Source organism: Psychrobacter sp. SHUES1, assembly GCF_001652315.1.
In the GTDB taxonomy this organism is placed as follows: domain Bacteria; phylum Pseudomonadota; class Gammaproteobacteria; order Pseudomonadales; family Moraxellaceae; genus Psychrobacter; species Psychrobacter faecalis.
Genome location: NZ_LXWA01000024.1, coordinates 26,896 through 50,874, shown reverse-complemented (window position 1 = coordinate 50,874; position 23,979 = coordinate 26,896). Strand labels below are relative to the sequence as shown.

At 44.7% G+C, this 23,979-nt stretch carries 20 protein-coding genes and 2 riboswitches; of the genes, 10 read left to right on the top strand and 10 right to left on the bottom strand.

All coding sequences use genetic code 11. The features are described from left to right. Nucleotides 1–41: 41 nt before the first annotated feature. On the top strand, nt 42–830 hold the full coding sequence (locus tag A7325_RS01760) for a CPBP family intramembrane glutamic endopeptidase (RefSeq protein WP_068404083.1): 789 nt from the start codon (nt 42–44) through the stop codon (nt 828–830). A gap of 98 nt (nt 831–928) precedes the next feature. On the opposite strand, the gene dusA is transcribed toward A7325_RS01760, so the two are convergent. The 3 genes from dusA to A7325_RS01745 form a co-directional block, all read right to left on the bottom strand. Further along, on the bottom strand, nt 929–1,900 hold the full coding sequence (dusA, locus tag A7325_RS01755) for a tRNA dihydrouridine(20/20a) synthase DusA (protein WP_068404081.1): 972 nt from the start codon (nt 1,898–1,900) through the stop codon (nt 929–931). Nucleotides 1,901–2,167: 267 nt separating this feature from the next. Next, nucleotides 2,168–3,469: an MFS transporter gene (locus A7325_RS01750; RefSeq protein WP_068404080.1), complete on the bottom strand. Its 1,302-nt coding sequence runs from the start codon at nt 3,467–3,469 to the stop codon at nt 2,168–2,170. 102 nt (nt 3,470–3,571) lie between these two features. Continuing rightward, nucleotides 3,572–5,242, bottom strand: coding sequence for a phospholipase D family protein (locus tag A7325_RS01745; protein WP_068404079.1), 1,671 nt, complete (start codon nt 5,240–5,242; stop codon nt 3,572–3,574). A 606-nt stretch (nt 5,243–5,848) separates the two neighbouring features. Between A7325_RS01745 and A7325_RS01740 the strand changes: the two genes are divergently transcribed. The 4 genes from A7325_RS01740 to A7325_RS01725 all read left to right on the top strand — a co-directional run bounded on the left by A7325_RS01740 (nt 5,849) and on the right by A7325_RS01725 (nt 9,674). Beyond that, nucleotides 5,849–7,045 (top strand): O-succinylhomoserine sulfhydrylase, encoded by a 1,197-nt coding sequence (locus A7325_RS01740; RefSeq protein ID WP_068404096.1) that lies wholly within the window; start codon nt 5,849–5,851, stop codon nt 7,043–7,045. A gap of 90 nt (nt 7,046–7,135) precedes the next feature. Then, the gene (locus A7325_RS01735; protein WP_068404078.1) at nt 7,136–7,465 is read left to right on the top strand and encodes a YbaB/EbfC family nucleoid-associated protein; all 330 of its coding nucleotides are present in this window, start codon (nt 7,136–7,138) and stop codon (nt 7,463–7,465) included. 121 nt (nt 7,466–7,586) lie between these two features. After that, complete coding sequence (recR, locus tag A7325_RS01730; protein ID WP_068404077.1) at nt 7,587–8,180, top strand: recombination mediator RecR; 594 nt, start codon at nt 7,587–7,589, stop codon at nt 8,178–8,180. Between the two features lie 165 nt (nt 8,181–8,345). Continuing rightward, nucleotides 8,346–9,674 (top strand): ribonuclease D, encoded by a 1,329-nt coding sequence (locus tag A7325_RS01725; protein WP_068404076.1) that lies wholly within the window; start codon nt 8,346–8,348, stop codon nt 9,672–9,674. A 51-nt stretch (nt 9,675–9,725) separates the two neighbouring features. On the opposite strand, the gene A7325_RS01720 is transcribed toward A7325_RS01725, so the two are convergent. Next, nucleotides 9,726–10,433, bottom strand: coding sequence for an esterase/lipase family protein (locus A7325_RS01720; protein WP_068404074.1), 708 nt, complete (start codon nt 10,431–10,433; stop codon nt 9,726–9,728). A gap of 104 nt (nt 10,434–10,537) precedes the next feature. Here A7325_RS01720 and A7325_RS01715 point away from each other — a divergent pair, with 104 nt between their 5' ends. Next, nucleotides 10,538–11,014: a hypothetical protein gene (locus A7325_RS01715; protein WP_068404073.1), complete on the top strand. Its 477-nt coding sequence runs from the start codon at nt 10,538–10,540 to the stop codon at nt 11,012–11,014. Nucleotides 11,015–11,130: 116 nt separating this feature from the next. Here the strand turns inward: A7325_RS01715 and gcvP are convergent, their stop codons facing one another. The 4 genes from gcvP to gcvT form a co-directional block, all read right to left on the bottom strand. After that, a complete protein-coding gene (gcvP, locus tag A7325_RS01710) occupies nt 11,131–14,028 on the bottom strand; it encodes an aminomethyl-transferring glycine dehydrogenase (RefSeq protein ID WP_068404072.1) in 2,898 nt (965 codons plus the stop codon). A gap of 78 nt (nt 14,029–14,106) precedes the next feature. After that, on the bottom strand, nt 14,107–14,865 hold the full coding sequence (locus A7325_RS01705; RefSeq protein WP_068404070.1) for a nitroreductase family protein: 759 nt from the start codon (nt 14,863–14,865) through the stop codon (nt 14,107–14,109). Nucleotides 14,866–15,118: 253 nt separating this feature from the next. Then, on the bottom strand, nt 15,119–15,499 hold the full coding sequence (gcvH, locus tag A7325_RS01700) for a glycine cleavage system protein GcvH (protein WP_068404068.1): 381 nt from the start codon (nt 15,497–15,499) through the stop codon (nt 15,119–15,121). A 70-nt stretch (nt 15,500–15,569) separates the two neighbouring features. Beyond that, the gene (gene gcvT, locus A7325_RS01695) at nt 15,570–16,754 is read right to left on the bottom strand and encodes a glycine cleavage system aminomethyltransferase GcvT (RefSeq protein WP_068404066.1); all 1,185 of its coding nucleotides are present in this window, start codon (nt 16,752–16,754) and stop codon (nt 15,570–15,572) included. Nucleotides 16,755–16,936: 182 nt separating this feature from the next. Next, nucleotides 16,937–17,095: riboswitch (glycine riboswitch) on the bottom strand. 52 nt (nt 17,096–17,147) lie between these two features. After that, nucleotides 17,148–17,284: riboswitch (glycine riboswitch) on the bottom strand. 236 nt (nt 17,285–17,520) lie between these two features. On the opposite strand from gcvT, the gene A7325_RS01690 reads away from it, so the two are divergent. The 4 genes from A7325_RS01690 (at nt 17,521) to A7325_RS01675 (ending at nt 21,135) form a co-directional block, all read left to right on the top strand. Continuing rightward, nucleotides 17,521–17,841 carry a YcgL domain-containing protein gene (locus A7325_RS01690; RefSeq protein ID WP_068404065.1) on the top strand — a complete coding sequence of 107 codons (321 nt, stop codon included), beginning with the start codon at nt 17,521–17,523 and terminating at the stop codon, nt 17,839–17,841. A gap of 251 nt (nt 17,842–18,092) precedes the next feature. After that, the gene (locus A7325_RS01685) at nt 18,093–18,710 is read left to right on the top strand and encodes a hypothetical protein (protein WP_068404063.1); all 618 of its coding nucleotides are present in this window, start codon (nt 18,093–18,095) and stop codon (nt 18,708–18,710) included. A gap of 256 nt (nt 18,711–18,966) precedes the next feature. Continuing rightward, entirely contained in the window at nt 18,967–19,830 is an 864-nt protein-coding gene (locus tag A7325_RS01680; RefSeq protein WP_068404060.1) for an AAA family ATPase, read from the top strand. Nucleotides 19,831–19,911: 81 nt separating this feature from the next. After that, entirely contained in the window at nt 19,912–21,135 is a 1,224-nt protein-coding gene (locus tag A7325_RS01675) for a vWA domain-containing protein (RefSeq protein ID WP_068404058.1), read from the top strand. A gap of 88 nt (nt 21,136–21,223) precedes the next feature. Here the strand turns inward: A7325_RS01675 and A7325_RS01670 are convergent, their stop codons facing one another. Both A7325_RS01670 and A7325_RS01665 read right to left on the bottom strand, forming a co-directional pair. Further along, entirely contained in the window at nt 21,224–22,066 is an 843-nt protein-coding gene (locus tag A7325_RS01670; RefSeq protein WP_068404056.1) for a phosphodiester glycosidase family protein, read from the bottom strand. A gap of 56 nt (nt 22,067–22,122) precedes the next feature. Further along, nucleotides 22,123–23,925 (bottom strand): FMN-binding glutamate synthase family protein, encoded by a 1,803-nt coding sequence (locus A7325_RS01665; protein ID WP_068404095.1) that lies wholly within the window; start codon nt 23,923–23,925, stop codon nt 22,123–22,125. Nucleotides 23,926–23,979: the final 54 nt, after the last annotated feature.

The following is a 23,979-nucleotide window of genomic DNA, read 5'->3' as shown; positions in this document are numbered from 1 at the left end:
TGTAATGTGAGCAGCTAGCACACTTTTTTGAGTGACGATTTATGCTAAAAAAAGCGACCACCGCATCTATTAAGACCACAGCACTCAATCCTGCGCCGCTATTTTCACGCTTGGGTGCGTTGCTGTTACTCATTGGGATGGTAGTGACGTTCTTTATCAGTCAATTAATCGGCGTCTATATCGCCGGCAAACTAGTATTACCCGCTACTAAGAATGCCACTATGGGCGATATTTTCTTTTTTGGTAGCAATGATGGTACGGTGGTCAGTCTTTCTATCATCATTGGCTGTGTATTACTGGTGGCAGTCAGCGTTTTATTGATTCGGGTGAGGGGCGGCAATGTAAAACAGTATCTAGCGCTCAAGCCGTTTTCATGGTCGGTTGGCATCGGTATGTTAGGGTTATTGCTGATATTTATGATTGGTAGTCAAGCGTTAACTTACCTGCTCAATGAATCACCGTTGGTCTTCGTCGACCCTTTATATCAGTCTGTCAGCTCAGTCTGGTTATTGATATTTGCCATGGTGATTGTCGCGCCGATTTATGAAGAGTTGATATTTCGTGGATTATTATGGTCGGCTATTGCTGAGCAGTTCTCAAACGTAGCCAACGCAGAGCGTCGCGGCACAATAGTCGCAAGCCTAGTAACCAGCGTGATATTTGCGGTAATTCACTTGCAATATGGTATTTATGAAATCGGCACCATTGTGGTATTGGCATTGATATTTTGCTATGCGCGTATCAAATCAGGCTCGCTAGTATTACCGATGCTGTTACATATTATTAATAATGGCGTCGCGATGGCGCAGTATTTAGCGGAAGTTAGTTAAAGGTTTATATATAAACGTCAAATAGCTAATTGATGAATGTCTTTATCAATTAGCTATGCACCCATTAGCTGTTATTTTATGTTTATAGTGATTGATGACTAAGCATTTGGATTTAAGGCTAAGACTTCTTCAGCGGCTCGTTTAATATCATCAATTGTTAGCTGCGGTTTACCGCTCAATGCCTGTCGCCACTTGCGCGCACCTGTTAAGCCTTGAAACAACCCTAAATAATGCCGTGTCATCGTTGGTAGTGCTTCACCTTTAGCGATTTGTTTTTCTAGATAAGGGTACAATTGTGCCAAAATATCCGAGCGCTTAGGAATCGGCGCGCCCCATAAACTGTTGGCTTCTGCCAGTAGGTACGGATTGTGATAAAACGCCCGACCAATCATCACGCCGTCGACATGCTGTAAATGGGCTTTAATATCGGCAACCGTTTCGATACCGCCGTTAATTTCTATATCAAGCGTTGGAAAGTCTTGTTTGAGACGGTAAACATCATCATAACGTAATGGCGGTATTTCGCGATTTTGCTTGGGGCTCAAGCCCTGTAGCCACGCCGTACGGGCATGAACAATAAAGCGCGTACAACCTGCCGCTGCGACTTTTTCGACAAAATCTACCATAAACTCATAACTATCAAAATTGTCGATACCAATACGATGTTTAACGGTCACCGGAATATCGACCGCTGCCTGCATGTGTTTGACCAAACCAGCAACCGCCTGCGGCTCTGCCATGAGGCAAGCGCCAATCTTATTGTGCTGGACGCGATCAGAGGGGCAACCGACGTTGATATTGACCTCATCATAGCCATGCTGCTGCGCAAATTGGGCACATTGGGTCATCTCGCTACTATCGGCACCGCCAAGCTGTAGCACCAGCGGATGCTCAAGCGTATCAAAGCGCAAATGCCGCGCGCGATTGCCATTGAGCAGCGCACCGGTACTAATCATCTCGGTATAAAGATAAACATGCGGATTAAACAGCCGTGCAAAGTAGCGATAATCTGTCGTTGTCCAGTCGATCATGGGCGCAACAGAGAGTCGTTTGTCGGTCATAGCAACCATTAGGGTAAAGCCTCGTTATTATGCAAGCATATAGTAGGTCGTTTTAAAATCGTTATACCAGCCTCACGTCTATATTCATTAATTTGCCAATTTTATTGCGAACCGACCATACTTTTACGTGCATTTTTAAATGTGTTTAAAAGGAGAATAGATAAAGCGCCATGAGTGTTATTTTCATGACGCCTTTTGATTATTCTATCTATATAAGTTAAATAATAGGAAAATCAATAACAAAGCAAAAATAGGGAAAAACTCAGTAATTATTCTCTAAATCACTTCATCAATTTTTTTGAATTCAGGCAAATTATAAAAATAAATGCCCATGATAATGCCGATAAAGCCTACAAAGGCAGTGTATAGGGCAGGCGAAAAGCTGATATATAAAGTGGCGTAACCAAGCCCAAAAGGCACCAACACTCCGACAATCCCATAAGCAACATTATAACAAAGTGCCATACCTGTCAGGCGCACGTTGGTGGGAAATAATTGTACCAAAATGGCCGGAACCATGCCCACAATACCCGCACAAAACCCTAACAGCGCATACATGATAAGAATGTAGTCGCCACTTGCTTGTAGATGATAAAAGAACGCAAACATCTGCGCAATTAATAAGATAGAGCCAATAGCCAATACTTTACCGAAGTTTTGATGGTTGGATATAAAGCCGTAAAACACACAGCCAAAAATCATAAACACAATACCCAAGCTGTGTGAAAATCCAAATAAATCCGTGTCTAAGGTAAAGCGCAGTTCAATTAAATCGGGTAGGAGTAGAATAACAACGGTGGTGATACTGGCTATGATAAAGGTGAGCAGCAAACCGATAAAGATAGAATGCTTACAATGCTTAAAGAGCAGGATAAAGGGTTTGGCAATATAGTCTCTTGGTTTTGCGGCTTTCATAGCGATAAAAAACGGCGATTCATCTATCCAGCGCCACGCCAAGAGAGGCACCACGCTTAGGATGGCTGCCATAAAGAATGGTACCCGCCAGCCATAAGCGGCCAGTTGCTCCGTGGTCATGGAGTTGGTCAACCAAAGAAAAAAGGCGTTAGAAAATAGCACACCGACAAAAAAGCTCGCCGTCACATAACTACAAGCGACTGACAAATATTGGCGTGGTACATGCTCTGACACAAAAACCCAAGCTAAAGGCACAAAAAGTCCAAACGCCATTCCTTGTATCAGGCGCAAAATAATGAATAAAGCGGGCGCCGCCATGCCCCATTGGGTATAGGTTGGCAAGCAAGCCATCGCCAGCAAACTTGCGGCTGTCACCAAAATACTCATTAATAATATCGGCTTTCGACCGCTGATATCACCAAAGCGTCCAAAGATAACGCCGCCAAATGGGCGTGCCAAATACCCAATCGCAAAAAGCCCAAGCCCTTGAATTTTTGCCATCGCCGCGCTGGTATTAGCAGGAAAAAAGGCGGCAGCGATGATATCAGCAAGATATAAGTAAATCAAAAAATCAAAGAACGCGACTGCGCTGCTAAAGCAGATAAACAGCACAGCATTTCTATCTTTAGAAGACATCAGAGCATATTGAGAACGAGAAGGCATAATAGATCACGCATCCACATAAAGAGGGGTTTATTAAAATGGGTAAATAAAGCGTATAGAATAAAGGTCGTGCGCTAAAAAGTCTTAGCTATTTATAAAAACTTATAATAACCAATCAATCGGTAGCCATGACATGATGGCCAGCCAAACATGATCACTAATATCGACGCGCGGCTCTGAATCGTAAACGACCTTTTCACCCGCTTCTACGGTATGCCACTGCAAACTGCCATTTTCTAACAACTTAACTTCATAGGCTTGACCCAATAATTCGTCGCTGAGCGCACTATGCAATTGTTTTGCTAGCTCTTCATCATTGATAATGACGCCCATCTCAGTATTGATGTTGGCGGAGCGCGGATCGACGTTATATGAGCCGATAAATACTTGGTAGTCGTCAACGGCAAAAGTCTTGGCATGTAGGCTGGTGGACGATTGACTGCGCGCCTTCCAAAGCTTATTTTCGCGTTTTTCTTCAGAAGCGGTTGATTTTAGCTCATAGATTTTTACTCCGGCTCGCAATAAGCTTGGGCGCCATTGACTGTAGCCAGAATGCACCGCGGTCACGTCAGTGGCGTCAAAGGAGTTGGTCAAAATCTTGATATCAATCCCAGCTTCTGCCAGCTCGACCAGCGTATTGACCCCGTCTTTGGTGGGGACAAAATAGGATGAGATAATCGTCAGGCGTTTGGTTGGACTGCCCAATAAAGTACGCAGCTGATGCACCAAATTGGTATCGGCTGGGACAGTTTTGGTTAATTTGCCAACGTCATCACTTAAAAACTGCATGTCAGTCCAGCGAAAGGGCACGCGCTTATTAATTAGGTCACTATCAATAAAGGAATCTTCGATAGCCGTTTTATAGACGTCTAAGCTGCTCTTACTGTTGTTTTTTTCATCGGCTCTTAGTTTGTCCAAACCTTCCAAAAAATCCGTGGTTTCACCTTTATCAAGGGTGGCAAGGGTTTGGATATCAAATGAAATTGGCGCTGACCAGTAACTGGCAAAGCTATTGTCAATGTCAGCGACTACTTTACCGATGAGCAAAACGTCTAAATCGGCAAATTGGCTGTTTTTATCATTACTTAGGTATTCATCGCCAATATTACGCCCGCCGATAATGGTGATTTGCTTATCAAAAGTCATGCTTTTATTATGCATGCGCCGATTGATGCGCGGTAAACCCGTGACATAGTTCAAGGTTTGAAATTTACGGTACATCAATGGATTAATAATACGTACCGCGATATTTGGGTGGCTGGCAAAACGTAATAAATGCTGATCGAATTTGGCGCTATTATTAAAATCATCTAACAACAAACGAACGATGACGCCGCGCTCGGCTGCGTCCCATAAGTCTTTTAGCATCAACTGTCCGGCTTGGTCATCGTGCCAGATATAATATTGGGCATCGATATTACGCGTGGCCATGTTGGTCAAAATACTGCGCGAAGCAAAGGCGTTGGCACCGGTCACAATCGGATGATAGCCCGATAAATCAGGGTGAATCTCGTTTTGTTCACTGATAGCCGCTACTAGGTCAGTGCTATCCGTCTTTGCATTAGGGTTTGGGCCATTTTGTTGGCCGTCTTTTTGATTGTTGTTTTGCTCGCGACTGCCTTGTTGGTATAAAGCGTCAATACGCGCCGATAAAGCTTGGCTTTCAGGCAAATGCGGCTGCTTTGGCAAACTCTGACATCCACTAAGACCTAAGGTAAGGCCGAGAGTTAAGCTCAACGATAAGTTACTTGGTTCTATACTGAACATCGACATAAATGAGTGACCTTAGTGGACCTGAATGTAATAAAGCACTGGTTAAAACGGGCTTGATTTATGGGTTGTTTTCACCGATGGTAGCACTGAATATGGCACCTATAATGATATTGTTCAAAGCAATATTCGCAGCGCCGCTAAGCTTAACAGCTGACGCCATCTGTGCCTATTGTAAATACGTTATTTTTTTCGGTAGCGGCGACTTATTTTGCCATGATTGACATATCTTGCAGTCATCGTTTGCGCTTGCATTGTGTCGTTAGAAATGTATTACGCTATTTTGCCTTAAAGATTCAATGCAAACTTTTTAACGGCAAGGGTTTAATGGCAAATAAGGCATAACCGCTATGCAAAAATAATATTTAGCAGGCCTTTGAAACCAGCTGTTTGGAATAAGTTGCCATGCTATGATAACGCGAACAAATGCTGTTTATAATCAAAATAAGCGGAATGTTTACTAATAACTTGGGCAATGGAAAATTTATGAGTCAGTCGCAAGCGCACGATGATAGCAATGCAAATAAATTAGATGCAAATGAATCACAAGCAAGCAAATTAGATGCAAACTGGCGCGATGACGCGCTCAATTTAGATCTTAATTATGGCATGCAAACCATCGCCGTACGAGCAGGGCAGCATCGTACCGACGAGGGCGAGCATTCAGAGGCTATTTTTACCACCAGCTCTTATGTCTATGAATCAGCGGCGGACGCTGCCGCGCATTTTAATGGTAGCAAAACGGGTAACGTTTATTCTCGCCATACCAATCCTAGCGTGCGCACCTTTGAGCGGCGTTTGGCGGCGCTCGAAAACGGCGAGCGTGCGGTGGCGACAGCCTCAGGTATGGGCGCGATTTTGACCATGTGTTTGGCGTATCTTAAAGCTGGCGATCACTTGCTCGCTGCCAACCAGTTATTTGGCTCATCGATTGGTTTATTTAATAACTATATGGCAAAGTTTGGCGTTGAAGTCAGTTACGTCGATTGCTTCGATAATGATGCTTGGGCACAGGCTGTGCAGCCAAATACCAAGGTAATTTATTGCGAAAGCCCGAGCAATCCGCTTGCGCAAATTTGTGATATTGGTTATTTAAGCCAGCTGTGTAAAGCCAACGATATCTTATTGGTCGTTGATAACTGCTTTGCCACACCAGCCTTGCAACGACCGTTAGATTTGGGCGCGGATGTGGTCATTCACTCTGCGACCAAATATTTAGACGGTCAAGGCCGGGTATTAGGCGGCGCCTTGGTCGGTAGCGATAAGCTAATACAAGAGGCGTTTACCGTGGTGCGTTCAGGCGGTATCAGTATGAGCCCATTTAACGCATGGGTCTTTACCAAAGGGCTTGAGACGCTTAAATTGCGTATGCAAGCGCATTGTCAAAATGCCAATCAAATAGCAGACTTTTTGGTCAATCATCCCAACGTCAGCACCGTGCACTTTTCAGGATTAAGCGACCATCCCGCTCATGAATTGGCAACGCGCCAACATCATATGAAAGATGGTTATGGCGCTATCATGGGCTTCGAAGTTAAATCGTCGACTAGCCCTAATTCAAAGGGTGCTGATTCAAAAGCCGCTGCTTGGCATGTGATTGACTCAACGCAAATGGTTTCTATCACCAATAATTTGGGCGATGCCAAAACCACCATTACCCATCCCGCGACCACTACCCATTTTCGCTTGACGCCTGAGGCGCGCGCAGAAGCAGGCGTTAATGATAGTCTCATCCGTCTGTCGGTAGGCTTAGAAGATGTGGAAGATATCATCAAAGATTTGGCGCGTGGTTTAGACAGTTTGTAAAGATAAAGGTATAATCGCCATTAACATCAGATTTAGTGATGAATAACGCTTTATAATTATACGCATTAAGACAAAATAAAAGAGGTAACTATGAATATTCAAGCATTGATGCAACAAGCACAAACGATGCAAAAGAAAGTCGAAGCAAACGTTGAAAACGCTAAAAAAGAATTGGCCAATAAAGAAGTTCAAGCCGAAGCGGGCAGTGGTCTGGTTAAAGTTACTATGACCGGTCGCCACGTCGTTAAGCGTTTGACCATTGATCCAAGCTTATTGGAAGATGAGCCAGATATGATTGAAGACTTAATTGCGGCTGCCATCAATGATGCGGTGCGTCAAGCGGATGAGCTGTATGAAGAAACCATGGCTGGCGCAACATCAGGTATGGGCTTACCACCAGGTATGCAAGGTCTGTTCTAAATAGCGAATTATAAGCGCTAAAAACTGCTGATTGAACACAAAAATGGGGTTGTTATCGACATGATACGACCCCATTTTTATAGCTACGATTTATAAATTAAGTTAAATAAAGGAAGTTACTTTGCTGACAGCCAAATTTGATCAGCTGGTCAAACAGCTACGTATTTTGCCGGGTGTGGGTCAAAAAAGCGCCCAACGTATGGCATTGCATTTGCTTACCAAAAAACGTCCGCAAGGCATGGCGCTCGCGCAAGCACTTGATGAGGCGATGCGTGATATTGTCGAATGCCAGCGCTGCCATAGCTTTAGCGACGAGATGATTTGTCCATTATGCCAAGATCCACGGCGTGATGATGGCTTGCTGTGCGTGGTTGAAACTGCCGCCGATGTGATGGCTATCGAGCAAACCGCAGGCTATCGTGGACGTTATTTTGTGTTGGGCGGGCATTTATCGCCCATAGACGGCATCAGTGCCGATGATCTAAATATCGATCAGCTGGTCTGGCGGGTTAAGCAAGAGCCTGTTGAAGAGCTGATTTTAGCAACTGGTACGACGGTTGAAGGACAAACGACCGCGCACTTTATCAGTGAAGCAGTCGGCCGACATGTCAATAAAATCACTCGCTTGGCGCAAGGCGTACCGATGGGCGGCGAGCTTGAGTACCTTGATAGTATGACCCTTGGCCAAGCCATGCAAAATCGCTCTTTCTTATAGTATTCTTTATGGGAGTTTTATAAATATGGTCATTTTATAAATTCTCTATAAAACTCAAGTCTTGTCCATTTTATTTCGTGATATTGTTATAATGGTTTTGATATTCACTTTTATTAAGGCGCGGTTTAGCGTTTTATTTTCTTCTATTTCAGCAGGTATCTGCCCGTGTCAAACCATGTTTCAACAGCTTCAACTACTTCTAACCAATCAAACCGCTTAGATAATACTGCTACTGATAATGAGTTATCAAAACCATCAATCAATAACGAGGTAGCGCCCACAGATTTGCCACCCGAGCCTGATATCGAAGCCTTGTTAGATGCTGCCGATGACGCCGCTGTTACTTGGATACGTCAGCAAAAGGATTTGGCTGAAGTTATCGATGCTTTGGCAACTTGCGGTCGGGTGGCGTTAGATACTGAATTTATCAAGCGCGATACCTACTATCCGCGCTTGGCACTGGTACAGCTGAATACTGGCAACCATGTATATTTATTGGATGCACCGCAATTGCAATTGGCTGAGCTATGGCAGGCCTTGGCTAAAGTAGACGTGGCGATTTGGCATGCCTGCGGTGAAGATTTGGGTATTTTTTATCTATTGTCTGACTGCCCGCCATTGACCAATATTTTTGATACGCAAATTGCCCTGTCGTATTTGACCGGTCAGCTGCAAATGGGCTATCAGCAAGCTCTTGATGAGCAGTTAGATATGCATATCGATAAAGAACAAAGTCAGTCGGACTGGCTACAGCGTCCGCTATCAGATGAGCAAGAGCAATATGCGATAGATGACGTGCGTTTTTTGCCAGCGCTTTATCTAAGCCTTGAATATGAGCTGAAAAAGCAAGGGCTGTTTGAGTATGTATGGGCAGATTGTCAGCTTTATGCCAGTGACTTGTATGACGCGCAGCATGTGGCCGACGATGAGATGTATCTAACGATGGCGGATTATCGTTATACCTCTGAGCAGATGGCGATATTGCAAGCACTGGCAACATGGCGCGAGGGGCTAGCACGGGCGACCAATCAGCCGCGTACCTTTGTCATTAAAAAACAAGCAGTACGCGAGATTATCACCGAAAAACCAAGCAGTATGCGCGAGCTTGCGCACAAAACCACGATGCACCGTAGTATGCTGCGTCTCTATGGTGAAGAGCTGCTCAAGGTGATTAAAGAAGCCAAAAACCTGCATCCTGCTGAGCATCCAGACTGTCTATTACCACCGTATCGCTCAAAAAACAAAGTCTTATCAAAAGCTGTGCAACAAGCAATCGATGCGCAAGCAGAAAAAATCGGTGTGCCTGCTAATGTCTTGATGCGTAAAAAATGGCTCGCGCAGCTCTATGAAGTGATTGCTTTTGATAAAGAGTTAAGCGAACTACCAGAAGGGTTAAAAGGTTGGCGCAATGAGTGGGTGATGCAAACCTTGATACCTGTAATTAACAAGCACAAAACCGAGTTGCAGCAGGGTATGGGTGTTAATGTTCGCTAAGTGATAAAAATTAGCTTTTATAAGTACTTAGCATTCATAAGTACTTAGCATTCATAAATGCTTAAGTTCGCTATGGTCAAACTGTCCATGTTGTAAAAAATACTTGGTTTGTGCGGCCACTGTTTTATCGACCAGCATGCCAGTATGCGAGACGGGCAAGACAATATGATCAGTGGCTGCCTCTATTTTAGTTTCTTCTATATATACTGTGCCATCGTGTAGTAGATGTTCTGCTGATGGCATATTATTTGTCTTACACAGTTTGTGATTATGATATCGCAAAAATAACTGCCCTAAGCCATAAGGACGATTACCGGCAATCACGCCTAAGGTAATATGCTCCGGTAAGGGCGCGACCATGCCATCTAGCGCATCGACGTACGAACGCCCCACTACCGCTGGGGATAAGCGCCAAATATAATCTGCACAAACACTACCTAAATGCGGTGTCCCGAGCGTTACGCAACGCCCAATTTGCCATTGTGGATATTCAGCGACAAAATCACGAATAATCAAACCACCCAAACTATGACCGACCAAATCGATTGGCTGGTCAGGGTGATGGTGCTTTTCTAGCCAGTCATTTAATCGGGCACTATTAGTTTTGATGCCGTCACGCATACTGCGATAGCCATATTGGTGGGTGTCAAATCCTGCTACTTGTAAGCGTTTGGCCAATGGCCGCATAATCCAAGCGGTTTGATGCAGACCGTGAATGAGGATAACGCGGTTTTTTTGTCTCGAAGCTTTTTGTTGCATAGAAATGTCCAAATCAGTAATATCATAAGATCTATCATCGACGCTTGTTTATTAAAATAAACGGGCAGACAGGTTCTTTTATATTAACTCTTTAGGGATAAAGGTTGTCAAATTATCTAGGGTGTTTTTCCTTTATATTCGCGGTTCTATCGCTATCAGGATGCGTTAGTCAAGAGTTAGAAAAACCTGTGTCTGTTCTGGCAAGCGTACCAATAGTGAGCCAACCGTTAGTAGTTGAGTCACCTCTGCAAATTGCTACTTGGTCACCAACTAAATATAACGGTCGGTTGACAGCTATGGTATCTGGATATTTAACAGTTGTTAATAACTGTCTTGCTTTGACTAGAGATAGTAAAGAGCTAACGACGAAAGACAATACATATTTATTGGTATTAGCGGATACTTCATTTTCGTGGGATGCAGATAAAGAGATTCTACTGTTTGAAGGAAAACCCTATAAGATTGGCGATGAGCTTTATCTTGGTGGCGGGGCATTTACTTATCCTAATGCTAACATTACAGATCAGGTAAAAGTGAGCTGGATAGAATGTGGTTTAGATAAAGGTTGGTTGGGTGGTTAGGCCTAAGCAAAAGCGAAAAACGTTGACAATGTATAGGCAAAATAAAAACCTCCAAATTAGCTGCTGATTTGGAGGTTTTTTATATTATGAGAATGAATGTTTATCGACAATGATGATTACATATAGTTTTCGATACTTGGGCAAGAGCACATGAGATTTTTGTCGCCATAAGCGTCATCAACACGTGCCACACTTGGCCAGAATTTATTGGCACGGATATAAGGCAGCGGGAATGCAGCCGTATCACGGCTGTACGGATGCGACCATTCGCTGCTGGTAATCATCGCCGCGGTGTGCGGTGCATTGACCAGTGGATTGTCCTCTAACGTCCAACCATCGTCGCCAGCTTTGGCTTTCATCGCTTCAGCTTTGATAGATTGTAGCGCGCTGATAAAGCGATCTAACTCTTCTTTCGACTCAGATTCAGTGGGCTCAATCATCAAGGTGCCTGCAACTGGGAAACTCATCGTTGGTGAGTGGAAACCATAATCCATCAAGCGCTTAGCAATATCGCTTTCACTGATGCCAGTTTCTTCCTTCAACGGACGAATATCGATGATACATTCGTGAGCGACGCGGCCGTTTTTGCCGGTATAAAGAACAGGGTAGTGGTCTTTTAGCTGGCTGGCAACATAGTTGGCATTTAATAGCGCAAGCTCGGTTGCTTTTAGCAGACCATCGCGTCCCATCATAGCAATGTACATCCATGAGATAGGTAAGATACTCGCTGAACCATAAGGCGCTGCTGATACAGCTGAGCAATCATTTTGCGCATTATGCACAGGGCTCAAGGTATGGTTGGCCATGTATGGTGCTAAGTGTGCTTTCATGCCAATAGGGCCCATGCCAGGACCGCCGCCGCCATGTGGGATACAGAAGGTTTTGTGCAAGTTCATATGCAGTACGTCTGCACCGACATCAGCAGGCTGCATCATGCCGACCTGCGCATTCATATTGGCGCCATCCATATAGACTTGACCGCCATGTTGATGAATCAAATCACAAATATGACGGATGCCCTCTTCAAACACACCGTGCGTCGATGGATAAGTAATCATCAAGGCACCTAAACGCGCGCTGTGCTCTTCACATTTAGCGGTCAGGTCATCGATGTCTACGTTACCGTTGTCATCAGTTTTGACCACGACGACTTGCATGCCCATCATCATGGCGGTAGCTGGGTTGGTACCGTGCGCTGACATTGGAATCAAGCAAACATCACGGTCCGTTTCGCCCAATGACTCATGGTAACGACGGATTGCTAATAGACCGGCGTATTCGCCTGAAGCGCCAGAGTTTGGCTGCATAGACACTTCATCAAAACCTGTGATGGCTTTTAATTGCTCTTGTAAGCTATCAATCATTGCAATGTAGCCAGTCACTTGACCGCGCGGTGCAAATGGATGCACATTGGCAAATTCAGGCCACGTAATCGGTAACATCTCACTGGTCGCATTTAATTTCATGGTACAGCTACCAAGTGAAATCATGCTACGGTTCATCGCCAAATCTTTGTCTTCAAGCGATTTTAAGTAGCGCAGCATTTCATGTTCGGTATGATGCGAGTTAAAGACTGGATGGGTCAAGATATCGTCAGTACGCAAGTGGGCGCTATCCAGTGACATGCTAGCCGCTTCAGGTAAATCATGTGATTTACTAACAAATAGCTGAGTTAAAACGTTAAAGTCTTGCGCATCGCTGATTTCACTGAAGGCGACGCCAAGCTTACTGTCGCCCAAACGCCATAAGTTATAACCAACATTGTCCGCATTTTCAAAAATCTGCGTTGCCAGTTTTTCTGAACCACAATCAACGACGACACTGTCAAAGAACTGCTCATGTACCACATTTAGATTGCTGTCGTTAGCACCTTTAATAACATCAGCAAAGGCAGTCGCAAACGCATGAATACGAGTGGCGATACGCTTCACGCCATTTGGACCATGATAAACGGCATACATACCAGCTAGATTGGCAAGCAAGACTTGCGAGGTACAGATGTTTGAGTTGGCTTTTTCACGGCGGATATGCTGCTCGCGAGTTTGCAGTGCCATACGTAGCGCAGTATTGCCTTGCGAGTCTTTTGAGACACCAATGATACGACCAGGTGCTGAACGCTTGGCTTTATCAGAGAAGGCAAAGTAGGCGGCGTGTGGACCACCAAAGCCCATTGGAATACCAAAACGCTGGGTGCTACCGAGTGCTACGTCTGCGCCCATATCGGCTGGTGACTTTAATAGCACCAAGCTCATGATATCGCTGACAACGCTGACATAGGTTTTGTTTTTCTTCACCGCCGCGATAACGTCGGTTAAGTCTTTGACATCGCCTTCAACACCGACGTATTGGAAAATAGCACCGAAATAATCACCTGATTTAGCCAGTTCAAAATCACCGACCACCACTTTCCAACCGAAATATTTGGCACGAGTATTGATGACATCTAAGGTTTGTGGATAGATACGGTCATCAACAAAAAACTGGTTTGATTTGCTTTTGCTTACACGCTTTGACATCGCCATCGCTTCTGCCGCAGCCGTTGCTTCGTCAAGTAATGACGCGCCAGCCATCTCCAAACCTGTTAAATCAATACAAACTTGCTGGAAGTTAAGCAATGCTTCTAGGCGACCTTGGGCGATTTCAGCTTGATAAGGGGTATAAGCGGTGTACCAGCCTGGATTTTCAAGGACGTTGCGCTGAATAACTGCTGGCATGCGCACAGGCGAGTAACCTTGACCGATATAGCTCTTATTAACCGTGATATCGTCTGCCATGGTACGTAGTTTAGCAAGCGCGGCATGCTCACTCATCGCCACAGGCAAATCTAGCTCTTTATGCAGGCGTACTGGCTCAGGCACGGTATCATTGATAAAGCTTTCCATATCTTGATAGCCAACGGCATTTAATAGGTCGGCTTGTTTGGCTTCATTTGAGCCTAAATGACGATAGACAAATTCAGCTTCGTTGAATAAACCTTGAAAGGTATCAAACGTTGGGTTTTGCGAGATAGTCATAACAGTCCTTGATAAAAGGGATGATAAAGGAGATGGCTAAAATAACGAATAAAGAATAATGAATAACGGTTTACGGTTTTAGACGTAATGGACAAATTGAGTTTGGTCAAAGCGGAACTGGCTGTTATAAATGCCATTATCGGCGCGCTCACCGGCACCAATCATCATAATGATATGGTGATCGTCGCTTAAATTTAATAAGCGTTTCATCGCAGGCTCATCAAAGCCGCCCATCGGACAGCTATCAAAACCGTGCGCGCGTAAGGCGAGCATGAGGTTTTCAGCTGCAAGCGCGGTATTGTTGGTGGCCCAGTTTTTGGTGTCTTCAAAGGTATAATAAGGCGATTTAATCGGACCCTTTACCCGTCTGACCACTTGTGTTGCGCCCCATTTAGCCGCTGATATAACGTTGACTGGTCCGCGTAAGAAATCCATGGTCACAACTTTGTTGTAGTAGTCTTTGACCTTTTTTGGCACTGGCGTATCCGGATATTCACGCAATATTTGCTTAGCATGGTCGTGCCAAACATCGGTACGCGCAACGACCGCAATCAAGCGCGCTGAGGTTTTCGCGGCGTTTTGATTCATGCAGTTTTTTACTGCGCGTTTGCGCTTGTCTGCATCATCAATTACATAAAATTCCCACGGCTGCAGGTTGCTTGAGTTCGGCGCGAGTATGGCCAAACGCATACAATCTGCTAAAACGTCATCAGGTATCTTGGTGTCGGTAAAACGTCGGACAGATCGGCGTGATTCAACCACATCGCGAAACGCTTGTAGCTGCGGGGTATGATCAGGCGTAGCAATAATGGTTTGCTTATTAGTATCAGGGGTCATATGAAAATCCATGCTGGGATTGAGTGCGTGGCCAGGTTTGTGTGTCGAGATACTTGAGGTGCGTGGTTAATATTCTTTGCTCAATGAGTACGGCCCAAAAATGAGCGGGCGATTGCAAATGCTAAATTGAGCGCTCAGAAGGTTAAGAAAAAGCATACAGATACCAGCTGACGCCAATATCTGTCATAACAAGTTGTGTTTTTAATATTAAAAATAGCGATAGCTTAATTAATTAGCGCCTATTAGCTTACTATTACAGCTCGTTTTCGTACTCATCAGCACTTAGCAAAGCTTCGTAGTCAGCGATATTGTCAGGCTTCATTTTAAAGAACCAACCTTCGCCGTATGGGTCAGAGTTGATGATTTCTGGATCATCTTCTAATGCTTCGTTGATAGCAACCACTTCGCCTGAGATAGGCGCGTAAACGTCAGAGGCCGCTTTTACAGACTCAACCACAGAGATTTCATCGTCAACCGCGATAATGTCACCCACGTCTGGCAATTCAACAAACACCACGTCACCGAGTAAGTCTTGAGCATGGTCAGTGATACCAACCGTAATCGTACCGTCGTCTTCTAGGCGCAGCCACTCGTGGCTAGCGATGTATTTTAGTTCTGCTGGGATGTTACTCATGGTCTCTCTCCTAAATGATAGAGAATGGTTAATAAAAAAGGGACGCTCATAATAAAAGGTATCAGGGATATCAGTCAAATTGCTGTTTGCCGTTACGCACAAAGGGCAGCTTGACAACGCGGACGTCGACGAATTTACCCTTGCCGCGCAAATCGACCTGCACGCTATCGTCATCTGATAAGCTGGCAGGCACACGGGCAATAGCAATCGAATTTTTTAGGCTAGGGGAGAAAGTGCCACTGGTAATCAGGCCAGTCTGTTCATTATCCGTGCCTTGATTGATGGTCACGGTCATGCCTTCACGTAAGACGCCGCGTGTCGTCAATAATAAACCGACTTGCTTCATGGCACTGTTGTCATCTTTTGCTTGTTGACGCTTATTTACTAAGGCTTCACGGCCGATAAAGTCGCGCTCGTCTTTTAGCGCCAGTGTCCAGCCCATGTTGCACTCGTAAGGGCTAACATTGTCGTCCATATCATGACCATAAAGGTTCATGCCCGCTTCCATACGCAAGGTATCACGCGCGCCAAGACCAGCAGGTTTGACGCCATTGGCTTTTAATTGCTCAAAAAATGCTGGTGCATCATCGCCATGCATGATCACTTCAACGCCGTCTTCGCCTGTATAGCCAGTACGCGCCACAAACCAATCTTTGCCTTCGATATCGGTTAAATCAGCACCAACGAAAGGCTTAAGGGCAGCCAATGTATCTGCCCAACTTGGTTTGACTTCTGCCAGCTTTGCAACGGCATTCGGTCCTTGGATAGCGAGCATAGCCAAGTCATCACGTTCCGTTAAAGCAACCTCAAAACCTTCGGCAACTTTTTCAAATTGTGCCATGTCTTTATCACGGGTAGCCGCATTTGACACGATACGATATTCGCTCGCGTCTTCATTCATCAGATAAACGATTAAATCGTCAATGATACCGCCTTGCTCATTGAGCATCGGAGAATAAAGTGCTTTACCAACGGTTTTTAATTTATCGACATCATTGGCAAGGAGCTTTTGCAACCATGCTTTGGCATCCGAGCCTTTAACATCAACAACGACCATATGCGAGACATCGAACATCCCGGCGTCGGTACGCACGGCTTCGTGTTCTTCGATTTGTGAACCATAATGGATTGGTAATTCCCAACCAGAGAAATCCACCAGTTTGCCGTCACTATCAAGGTGCGACTGGTAAAGGGGCGTGCGTTTAGGGGCGGAAGTGCTGGTATTTTGAGAACTGGTATTGTGAGTGTCGGTCATAACAAATCCTTATGGAACATCAGCAGCACTTGATAATCAGGTATAAAATATCAAAGTAGCAGGGCAGATGTGCATTATCATAGTAGTGAGTAGCAATCTTGCAGGGCGCAAGCAGTGCAACCAAGGGTCGTACAAAAAAATAGAACAATTAGCCAAACAGACGCCAAACGTCGGTTTAAGCAAAAGCCCTATCTGTCCTGTAACCTGAGATTTTCAACACGAACCATCATGGTGATTTTTTAAAGCAAAAGCCTTAAAAAGTCCAAGCAAGTGATGTCGCATTTTCTCCCCTTCGGTGGGTAAGGCGTCGTCCGTCCTTACCGCTCTCCAGATTTGTTATGCCTTATGTTTTGGAATGCTATGCAGTTGCGATAGCAATAAAACAGTTGTGACATATGTTTTTCAGTCCTTTTACCTGAGCGATTGGCAGGGTGTATGCGCCTTCGGTGGTGATCAAGCAGTGATTAGCGCAGCTCGTAAATATAAGCTCACTTAATATCATGCCCAAGACTCTCTCCTGAAAAACGCTTTTATTATGAAAGGTTCAGGCTGTTTTTACAAGCCATCTGCCGCATTAAAGTCGATAATGTTGTTAAAAACAACTTTTTAGCAGCAGAGCTGACAAACTTATGAATAAATAGCATGTGTAAAAGGTCACTAAATAAGCGGACTTTACAGTGATTTACCATAGCAAAACGTAAAGCGACTACTGAAAGTGAGTGCAAATATGCTAATCTATGGCGATAGTTTCTGATAGGTTGTTTTTATGCATTGCGATATTTATAAATTTCCCAAACACGACGATATGTATGTTTACATTGCTCGCCCTGATTATCCTGATGATACCGATGAGATTAAAGACTGGCTTGGTGTACTGCCAAAAGAGTTTCGGGCAAGTTTAGGACGTAGTCAGTTTGTCATGCATTTAGACTTGGCGAGCACGCCAAAATTGTCGCGCGTTGACAAAGAAGAAGTATTGGCAAAACTAAAGTCGCAAGGGTATTTTGTGCAGTTGCCGCCGCAAGATGTCATGCGCCGTCAAGCTGAGCTACGCGCTCGTGAAGCGCAGGACAATATCTACGATTAATAGAGGTTTTAAAATTAAGAGACTTTTTTTAAAATTAAGAAACTTCGCTTAAATGCATCAAAAAAGCGACGAAACATTTGCGCTTATGCATTTTGCTAGTAAGTCGTGATAAACTAATCGCCATTAGACACGCATAATTAAGTGCAGTTGATGATTATGTATTTTGTCGCACTGTTAGTCTGACAAAATTTACCCTATACCGCTTGACGCCTTACGCGCCGCAGGTAATAAACGCAGGTAAAGAAACACGCATGGATTGGTTAAAAGGCATTATAGACAGCTTACCGATAGGCGCTATCAGTGATATCCTCGGTGAGATTACGATTTGGTGGGGGCAACTGGTCAAAGATGTGCCGCCCGCAGACTTACCTATGTATGCGTATCTTGGCGGCGTGATTATCGTTTTGATACTCTGGTTGTTGGTTGCTCGTATTTTGCCGCGCCCGCTTGGTGGTATGAGTTGGATGATATTGTTTGCGGTCTTGCTCGCGCCTGGTACGGCGCTTGGTGACCCTAGCGTGATTGCGCCGGCGAGTATCAGCGTTGTTTATGCGATTATGATGAAAGATACGGCTGGCGCGATTACCAATATGCTACCGATTTTGGTCGTACTGGTAGTAGGCTTGTTTGTGGGTTTTGTTTGGCAACTGATTCGCGGCGCGTTTGAATCTAGCTTGGATAAAGCCCGCAGCCGTACGGCAGACGATGCGCAAGCGACCGCTCAATTGACCACTGGTAATTATTTGGCAGACGATGCTCGTTTATCAGAGTCGTTTGATCATTCAGCATTGTCGTCTAAATCTGGATTGGCTAAGACTGAATTAAGTAAGCCTAAAGCTGAGGTTAGCCTAAAAAAAGACCGCAAATAATAGATATGAATAATAAAGCTTTTTGCTAGAGATTTTTACACTAAAAGACACCCTGCGTGTCTTTTTTTATACTCATTTATAAGCTTTACAATGAATCAATAATAACTACGAACGCATGAGTATTTTGGCAATTAATGGCACTGTGCTAATCTAAATGATTAGGTATCTGCTAACGATTTCCTCTAAGCTTTCTACTATATTTAACAGATAACAATAACTGTTTTTAATAACTGTTTCTAATAATTGAGAATGTATTATGAGCACGACTGATAAAACGAAAAAAAGCTTTACCGGTACGCAAAGCTATATTGCCACTGATGATTTGCAGCTTGCCGTTAATGCGGCGATGACGCTACAAAAGCCGTTACTGATTAAAGGCGAGCCGGGCACGGGTAAAACTTTACTGGCTGAAGAAGTGGCGGAGAGTTTAGGGATGCCGCTGATTACATGGCATATCAAATCGACCACCAAAGCTGAGCAGGGGCTGTATGAGTACGATGCCGTATCGCGCCTACGTGATTCGCAGTTGGGTGATGATAAGGTTTATGAGATTGGCAACTATATCAAGCCCGGTAAATTGTGGGAGGCCTTTACCAGTAATGAGCGCAGTGTGTTATTGATTGATGAGATTGATAAAGCCGATATCGAGTTTCCAAACGACTTACTGCATGAGCTCGATAAAATGTCTTTTTACGTTTATGAAACGGGCGAGACCATCACTGCCGAGCAGCGTCCGGTGGTTATCATCACCTCAAATAATGAAAAAGAGCTGCCAGATGCGTTTTTGCGCCGCTGTTTCTTCCATTATATCGACTTCCCAGAAGAAGATACCATGCGCCAAATCATTGAGGTGCATTTCCCCAATATCCAAGAAAAACTCGTCAATGATGCGCTCGATATTTTTTATAAGCTGCGTAATATTCAAGGGCTTAAAAAACCACCATCAACCTCAGAATTGGTCGATTGGTTAACGTTATTGCTCGCTGATGATATGGCACAAAACGAGCTGGAAGAAAACTTGCGCGGGGAAAAGTCTATTCCGCCGCTATATGGCGCGCTGCTGAAAAACGAAGCCGATGTGAGTTTATTGCAGCGTTTTGCCAATATGATGCGTCGTTAAGCGATAGCTCGTTTGTCATAATTGACGCTAATGAAGCAATCCAACTCGTAACTCTATCAGCCAATAAGTGATGCGACTTTTATGTTTATCAAATTGTTCTATACCCTGCGTACCTACGGCGTGCCGGTCAGTACGCGTGAGCTGCTTGACCTAAACGCGGCCTTAGATCAAGGGCTGATGATGCAGCCGCATCCTGAAAACCCAGAGCTATCTACTTTTGCCAGTCGCGAGGATATGTATCGACTGATTCGGCTTTGTATGGTCAAAGACGAGCGTCACTTTGATAAATTTGACCGTGCTATGGCAGATTATTTTGAGGGCGTCGATAGTCTTGATATGGATGAGCTGCTCGCAAAGTTGACGGATATTCCAAAAGAATGGCTAGATTTAAAGCTTGATCCAAAAAATCTGACCGAAGAGCAGCGGCGCTTGCTGAAAAAATACGGCTCGCTAGAGGAGTTGATGAAAGCGCTTGAAGAACGTCTTAAAGAGCAAAAAGAGCGTCATCAAGGTGGCAGTAAATGGGTCGGCACTGGCGGTACGTCACCGTTTGGTGCCTATGGCGACCATCCAGAAGGCGTGCGCGTCGGCGGCGAGTCACGTAAACGCAGCGCTGCCAAAGTGTGGGAGCAGCGTAAATATCGCAATCTCGATGATGACAATCAGCTTGGCACGCGCCAAATTCAGATGGCACTGCGTAACTTGCGCCAGTTTGCCCGTACCGGCAGCGCCGATGAGCTAGATATTCACGAAACCATTAAGCGCACCGCCAAAAAAGGTGTGCTCGATATTCATATGCAAGCTGAGCGCCGCAACCGCGTCAAAGTGCTGATGCTATTTGATGTTGGTGGCAGTATGGATGTTCACGTCGAAGCATTGGAAAAGCTGTTTTCTGCGGCTAAAAACGAGTTTAAAACCTTAGAGTTTTTTTACTTTCATAACTGCTTATATGATTATGTTTGGAAAGACAATAATCGTCGCCACAGCGCGCCGATGCCGACTTATGAGCTGCTTAATACGTATGGTCGTGAGTATCGGGTGATATTTGTCGGCGATGCGTCGATGTCGCCATATGAGCTGATGACGGTCGGCGGTAGCGTCGAATTTATGAATAATGAGGCGGGCATCGTCTGGCTAAAACGGGTACTGGCGCATTTTGATAAAGTCGCTTGGCTCAATCCTGAAAATCCTGCGTATTGGAATTACACCCAAACCATCGTTGAGATTAAAAAAATCTTTGATAATAAAATGTATCCGATGACCTTGCATGGGGTGGAAGAGATGACTAATTATTTGGCGCGCTAGTCGATACTTGTAAGAATTATTTGTTTTATTGTTTATTGAAACACTCATAAAAATAGCCGTTATAAAATATAGCGGCATTTTTTTATTTCTAATTTTTCGTTTCTATGAGCCCAATCATCACGCCCATCTCTTTTTTATCATGCTTATCAATGCTCGGTGCGTAGAGTGCCGAAGCGATACCGCCATCTAAAAATAAGGCATTTGGGCAGTTTAATTCATCTTTAAACAACGCCGCAAATTGATAAAAGCTCACCGGCGCCTCGCTATTGACAAATTGTATGCTGCCATCACTGCAAACACCGGCGCCATTACGTAGCTTAAGCGAGGTGCTGTCAGACTTAAACTGCGGGTGAATCTCATTATTGATGACTAACATAGGACCCGATTGCGTCGCATACCAAGGTTGTGCTTTACCACTTTTGAGCTGTTCATCTAGCGTTTTACTTTCGGTAATCTGTACTTTGCCAGATTTATCCCACCACATGACGCCGTTGGGCAACAGATGAAAGTTGCCGCCGCCTTCTTTGATATTTAATGCGCGCAGCTCTTTACCTTTGATAACCGTATAGCCAATCGGCGCATAATTTTCATTATACATGCCAGCATTCATGGCAAAGTTGAGGGTTTGGTTAGAGGGCAGCGCCGCTAGTAAAGCATCAAAAGTCAGTAGCGGCTGGTTGTTATCAGCATTGCTATCGCTCTGTTGCCAAAATAGCTGTAATGAATAACGCGTGTCGGTCAGTGCCTTTGCATCAACACAGCAAACGCTATAGGCAAAGGGCGTGTTTTGCGCCTGACATGACCAATTTTTGCCATCACTACTTATCGCGTCATGGTTATTATCTTCTGCTGGCTGGCAAGCGCTGATGCTTAATGCAACCAGCGCTGCCGCCAACAATGAGTAAGGGAACCTAAATATAGAACTTGGCATCGATGACTTATCTTTTTATAGGATAACGTTAGATGGTCTAAAAACCGCCATAATCCTTAATCGTCTAATGGCGGAATTTCGCGGAAAGTATTATTGACGTTACCAATTAACAGACCACCGTCGATGAGATCTACTGAATCATCTGGGTGTTGGGTAGTTGGGGCATTGGTTTCTTTACCTTTATCACGCGAGTCTTTGTTATAAGCAATCAGCGCATCGTTATTGGCAAGGAAGCTATCAGGATTTGCCATCACCCACATTTGGTTAAAGACGTCGGCGCGAGCATTTTGCTCAAGCAGGGCGCCTTGGTCGGCAAAGTAAAAGAACTTCGATAACAGCTTAATTTGACCATCGTCTAAACGGCGGGCGATATGATACGGCTGCAATTGGCTTGGATGCTGAAGACCAACCGCACCAACGATACTGGCAAGTGATTTTAGCGTATTTTTATGAAAACTTGCCACGCGTTCAGCTTTACTTGGTACATCAAGGGCTTTTTGGCGATAGGGGTCTTGGGTAGCAACGCCAGTCGGGCAAGTATTGGTATGGCAAGAGCGCGATTGGATACAACCAACGGCAAACATAAAGCCGCGCGCCGAGTTACACCAGTCAGCGCCTAGCGCAATCATACGCGCAATATCAAAGCCTGAGACGATTTTACCACTAACGCCAAGCTTAATCTTATCGCGAATACCCGCACCAACCAAAGTATTATGCACTAACATAAAGCCTTCAACCATTGGCATACCGACGTTGTCCATAAATTCAACGGGCGCTGCACCTGTACCGCCTTCAGCGCCGTCAATGATGATAAAGTCAGGGTAATTGTCCATCTCTATCATAGCTTTTACAATCGCCATAAACTGCCACGGCTGACCGACACACAGCTTAAAACCGACCGGTTTACCGCCTGATAAATCACGTAGCTGCTGCCAAAAAGTCACCAACTCACGCGGCGTGCTAAAAGCACTGTGCGAAGAGGGCGACACGCAGTCTTTACCCATCGGCACGCGGCGCGTATCCGCAATCTCTTGCGTGATTTTTTCTGCTGGCAGTACGCCACCTTGACCTGGTTTTGCACCTTGCGAGAGTTTAATCTCAATCATTTTTACTTGCGGATCGGTTGCCTGTTCGGCAAAGGACTGCGGGTCAAAATTGCCAAGCTCATCACGGCAGCCAAAATAACCGGTGCCCAGCTCCCAGATTAAATCGCCACCAAACTTACGATGATAAGGGCTGATCGCGCCTTCACCGGTATCATGGGTAAAGCCGCCCAATTTAGCGCCTTGATTAAGCGCCATAATGGCATTGGCCGATAAACTTCCAAAGCTCATCGCTGAGATATTAAATACCGACATATCATACGGCTGTTGACAGCGCTCACCGCCAACGATAATACGAAAGTCTTTATTTTCTAGTGGTTGGCTGACCGCTGATTGTAAAAACCATTCTTTACCGTGTGCGTATAAATTATCAAGCGTACCAAAAGCATTGGTATCACTGACGTTTTTGGCTCGTTGATACACCAGTGCGCGCTGCTGGCGTGAAAACGGCACTTGTTCTTTGTCATTTTCTAATAAATACTGACGAATCTCAGGGCGAAAATCCTCAAGTACATAGCGAATATGCCCAGCGACTGGATAGTTTCTTAAGATGGCATGCTTTGCCTGTATGACATCATAAATCCCCAAACCCACACCCAATCCGCCAAGAATAATCAGCCACCAATTCATCAATAACAGCCCTGCTATAAACAGCAGGGTCGCGGCGGCAAAAGTACTATAGCGCAACATGACGCCAACTAAATAAGGAGAATCCTGTTTGGGTTTTGGGTTTAGATTGGTACGAGATTGGGGCATAACGATACTCAACAGTGTTACGTAAATAATAAAAACGCGATGATAAAAAACAAA

What these genes read in the sequence shown, in the direction of transcription:
- gcvP (WP_068404072.1), bottom strand. Translation starts at nt 14,028, where the DNA reads ATGACTATCTCGCAAAACCCAACGTTTGATACCTTTCAAGGTTTATTC.
- A7325_RS01665 (WP_068404095.1), bottom strand. Translation starts at nt 23,925, where the DNA reads ATGCCCCAATCTCGTACCAATCTAAACCCAAAACCCAAACAGGATTCT.
- dusA (WP_068404081.1), bottom strand. Translation starts at nt 1,900, where the DNA reads ATGGTTGCTATGACCGACAAACGACTCTCTGTTGCGCCCATGATCGAC.
- A7325_RS01745 (WP_068404079.1), bottom strand. Translation starts at nt 5,242, where the DNA reads ATGTCGATGTTCAGTATAGAACCAAGTAACTTATCGTTGAGCTTAACT.
- A7325_RS01685 (WP_068404063.1), top strand. Translation starts at nt 18,093, where the DNA reads ATGGATTGGTTAAAAGGCATTATAGACAGCTTACCGATAGGCGCTATC.
- A7325_RS01750 (WP_068404080.1), bottom strand. Translation starts at nt 3,469, where the DNA reads ATGCCTTCTCGTTCTCAATATGCTCTGATGTCTTCTAAAGATAGAAAT.
- A7325_RS01740 (WP_068404096.1), top strand. Translation starts at nt 5,849, where the DNA reads ATGCAAACCATCGCCGTACGAGCAGGGCAGCATCGTACCGACGAGGGC.
- A7325_RS01680 (WP_068404060.1), top strand. Translation starts at nt 18,967, where the DNA reads ATGAGCACGACTGATAAAACGAAAAAAAGCTTTACCGGTACGCAAAGC.
- A7325_RS01690 (WP_068404065.1), top strand. Translation starts at nt 17,521, where the DNA reads ATGCATTGCGATATTTATAAATTTCCCAAACACGACGATATGTATGTT.
- A7325_RS01670 (WP_068404056.1), bottom strand. Translation starts at nt 22,066, where the DNA reads ATGCCAAGTTCTATATTTAGGTTCCCTTACTCATTGTTGGCGGCAGCG.
- A7325_RS01760 (WP_068404083.1), top strand. Translation starts at nt 42, where the DNA reads ATGCTAAAAAAAGCGACCACCGCATCTATTAAGACCACAGCACTCAAT.
- A7325_RS01675 (WP_068404058.1), top strand. Translation starts at nt 19,912, where the DNA reads ATGTTTATCAAATTGTTCTATACCCTGCGTACCTACGGCGTGCCGGTC.
- A7325_RS01705 (WP_068404070.1), bottom strand. Translation starts at nt 14,865, where the DNA reads ATGACCCCTGATACTAATAAGCAAACCATTATTGCTACGCCTGATCAT.
- A7325_RS01735 (WP_068404078.1), top strand. Translation starts at nt 7,136, where the DNA reads ATGAATATTCAAGCATTGATGCAACAAGCACAAACGATGCAAAAGAAA.
- gcvT (WP_068404066.1), bottom strand. Translation starts at nt 16,754, where the DNA reads ATGACCGACACTCACAATACCAGTTCTCAAAATACCAGCACTTCCGCC.
- A7325_RS01720 (WP_068404074.1), bottom strand. Translation starts at nt 10,433, where the DNA reads ATGCAACAAAAAGCTTCGAGACAAAAAAACCGCGTTATCCTCATTCAC.
- gcvH (WP_068404068.1), bottom strand. Translation starts at nt 15,499, where the DNA reads ATGAGTAACATCCCAGCAGAACTAAAATACATCGCTAGCCACGAGTGG.